Source organism: Kosmotoga sp., assembly GCF_982836095.1.
Map to the genome: position 1 here is coordinate 1 of NZ_CEYIHJ010000021.1, position 3,260 is coordinate 3,260.

Annotated in this window: 3 protein-coding genes; 1 reads left to right on the forward strand and 2 read right to left on the reverse strand. The window is 39.6% G+C overall.

Annotated elements, in window-relative coordinates; translation table 11 throughout:
* Positions 1 to 136 precede the first annotated feature (136 nt).
* Entirely contained in the window at positions 137 to 262 is a 126-nt protein-coding gene (locus AC3LHT_RS02705; RefSeq protein WP_290646092.1) for a hypothetical protein, read from the reverse strand.
* 609 nt (positions 263 to 871) lie between these two features.
* A complete protein-coding gene (locus tag AC3LHT_RS02710; protein ID WP_488661894.1) occupies positions 872 to 2,764 on the reverse strand; it encodes a CehA/McbA family metallohydrolase in 1,893 nt (630 codons plus the stop codon).
* Between the two features lie 99 nt (positions 2,765 to 2,863).
* Between AC3LHT_RS02710 and AC3LHT_RS02715 the strand changes: the two genes are divergently transcribed.
* On the forward strand, positions 2,864 to 3,260 hold a 397-nt coding region (locus AC3LHT_RS02715; RefSeq protein ID WP_488661895.1), incomplete at its 3' end, for a lysylphosphatidylglycerol synthase transmembrane domain-containing protein.

Genomic DNA, 3,260 nt, shown 5'->3' on the forward strand with positions numbered 1-3,260 from the left:
TTCCCCGAACCATTGGGCCCCAATAATCCATATATTTCGCCCTCTCTTATCTGAAGGTCTATTCCCTTCAATGCATGTATAGTCTTCTTGTTCTTTTTGAATACTTTCTTGATGTTTTCAGTGGTAAGCGCGTAACTCATGACACACCTCCCCCCGCTTTCATTAATCTTTTCAACAAATCCTGGTGTAATTTGCTGATCTTTTTATCCATCTCAACAGGTGATGCCTTGTCTGTCAAACGAAATCTATGTTTTTTACTCATATTAACCTCCCTCTTTCTCTTATAGAACCTATGTCAATTCCATTTCCATCATTTACCTTATCGGTGACTTTATTTTTCATGCTGTTGTACAGACATTTTCTTTTAAACATTTCAATACCTCCTTTCTCTAACGGGTTCAATTAAAATGATTCCTCCTGTTCATTCAGAAAACCTCCTTTCCACTGCCTTGTCGGACCGACAAACGCCCGACTCACAGCCCCTGTTCTCAACAATTACGACAACGTTGTTCCTACAAAGTCTCTGCCGCATAATGATCACCCCCTATGGCAGAATGTCAGCAATAAAAAAGGGTCGTAGCTTTCGCCACGACCCTTGCAACCCGGTATATCTATACTATACAGCTATATACCTCCACGGGCGGACAAAGGCGTGGCAAAGCAGAGCAACCCCAGATACAGGGGTAAATGCTACCATTCTGTTCCTAAAAATCATTGCCACACCTCCTCTTTATACATTTTCGAGAAATTATACCACAAATTGTCGCCAGTTCAAAGGACCAATGTTACGCATATATTGCAATAATTAATCAATTATCGTCCCGGAAATTATCTGGGATAAAAAATTCCATGGCATCAATACGGCGATATTTCATGTTTCGGGAACTACAATCTTCTCAATTCCTAAAAGCTCATCTAAGAGCTTTTTGTTCTCTTCGATCACTTTATCGGTGAAAGGATCTCCAGCAAAAATGAGTATCCGTCCCTTTTCATAAGTCCCTTCATAAACGCTTCCCGCTCCAACGAGTTCTCTGTAACCATCAAAAGTTATACCTGATATTTCTTCTACATCACTTGAAACAGGTTCCCCGAAGGTTACAGGCTGCTCAAGAACTTTCAAAAGGTCATTGTATGAATCCTTTATTTTCTGTGATATAGGTGCTCCATTCCCCAAAACAATTAATGTACCGCCATTCGCTACAAAATTCTTTATTATGGCTTGATGGGGCTTCTGGAGGATTTTCAGTTTTTCGAAGAAACCTTCTGTACCCGGCAGCGGAAGAATAAAGATATCCTTGTTGTTAAAATCTGCAGGCCTTAGCATTCTCTCTGCTTCCACAATTTTATGCCCAGCGTTATTGATAGTAGCTTTGAGAATTTCCCGGGAGTTCATGGAGAAATTGTCATGAGTTTTATCCAGCAGAATATTCAATGAAGAGCCAGCCCTGATAGTGAGACCAGATCTGAATGCCAGTTCTTCATCCAAATAAAAAAGCACTACATTGTCTTTCTCTGATTGTACTGTGAAATTCAGCATTACCTCTTCAACCGAAAGAGGGCCCACTGAAAGTTCTTTACTAGCCAAAAGTTTCCCTTCGGTATTTTTTAGATAGACTGTGAAGCATTCACGAGAGTCGTTCAGATTTGACACGACGAATTTTGCCAGTACAGTTTCACCGGGTTTTACATTTGCAGGATAAATAGAAGGATTGTAGAGATATTTGTTGGAAGAGCTCTGAACCCATATTGGGGTTGTTACAATTTCCTGTCCATCGGCTTCAAGAATATACGCAAAGAAGAACTCGTAAGAGCTTTCCACGGGTATTTCTTCGCTGTATTCAAAAATATTTGAAGTCGCATCGAAAGATTTATAAATTCCATACTTAGAATAGATAACCACCTTTTCTATTGGATCGTCTTCCGTTTCTTTTACTTTCAAATGCAAATTCAAAGAATTTGCGTCGTAAACAATGGAGCCCAGAGGTTTACCGTTACCAGAAAATTCAACTATAATATCATTGTCCTCTGTGCCATAAGTTCGCCTTTTCATGAGGCTATTCAAAATGTCCTCCAATTTTAATGAGGGAGAATATATAGCCGTTCTGGAGTCGTTCGCAGCTCCCCAATTGGCTTTGTGGTTATCCTGACCCACTGTTATTCCCAAATGCCAACCATTTGCAAGCGCCAATCTTACTGCATTGAACATTTCCGGCGATATGGTATCCCCCAGGGACCAGTTGCCGTTACCCACTTCTACCAGGTTGATGTATTTGTCAGCTTTTGGATAATATTTGAAATCGTCGAAAATTCCAAACATGGTTATAGGATGATTGAATTGAGCAAGAACTTTTTTGCTTTCAATCCAACTGTAAAAGGTATCAAGATTAGGTGATTTGTTCCTATCGGTCCAATCAGGGGCTTCATAAACGTTGATGTGTCCCCAGCCTGTCGCTGTCCATTCAAAACCCGCTATGGAGAGAAATGTTCCAGAAGAGTTCTCCCTTGCGGCTTTTTTCATCGCTTCAAATTTATCCCTGCCATCAGATAGCACCTGCTCAAAGTAATGAGCGTGATCTGTGACAGCCAGAAAATCCATTTGTGGAACTGTCTTTGCAAAATCATATGCGTATTCTGGGGTTTCTTGACCATCAGAATAAGAAGTATGAGAATGCAAATTTCCAAAATACAGGTTAAAGCCCTCAAACTGTCCATACGCCAGTGAAATAACAAGCAATGCAATTATTATCAATAAAAATCTTTTCATCTTTTCCCCCCCTTTTTCCGCATCAAAAAATTTTATCATGAAATTCCCTGCAATGGTTATGATATAATCTAAAAGCCATTTTTGACATTTGGAGGAACCATGATAGAAAACCAAAAGCAGAGTTTTTCGTATAAAAAAGCGCTTTACGCTTTAATTATCAGCTTCGTTGTAATTCTCGCTATCCTCGCTTTTTTTGGTGGAGATACCGATTTCACGTTGATTTTCAAAATGTCCCCTTTATGGATTGTCGGGGTTATTTTGATTTACATGCTCGCCCAATCTATTAATGCATTAAGGACAAAACTCTTATTGAAATCCTATGGCATAAAGCTTCCATATAGAGAAGCATTTGTGGATATTTTACTTATGCAATTTTTCAACAATTTAACCCCTTTCGCCGCTGGTGGACAGCCCTATCAGATTTATGATCTTTCAAAACGGGGTATTGAAACTACAACCGCCGCTGCTGTCGTTATTTCAAGATATGTAGTCAATA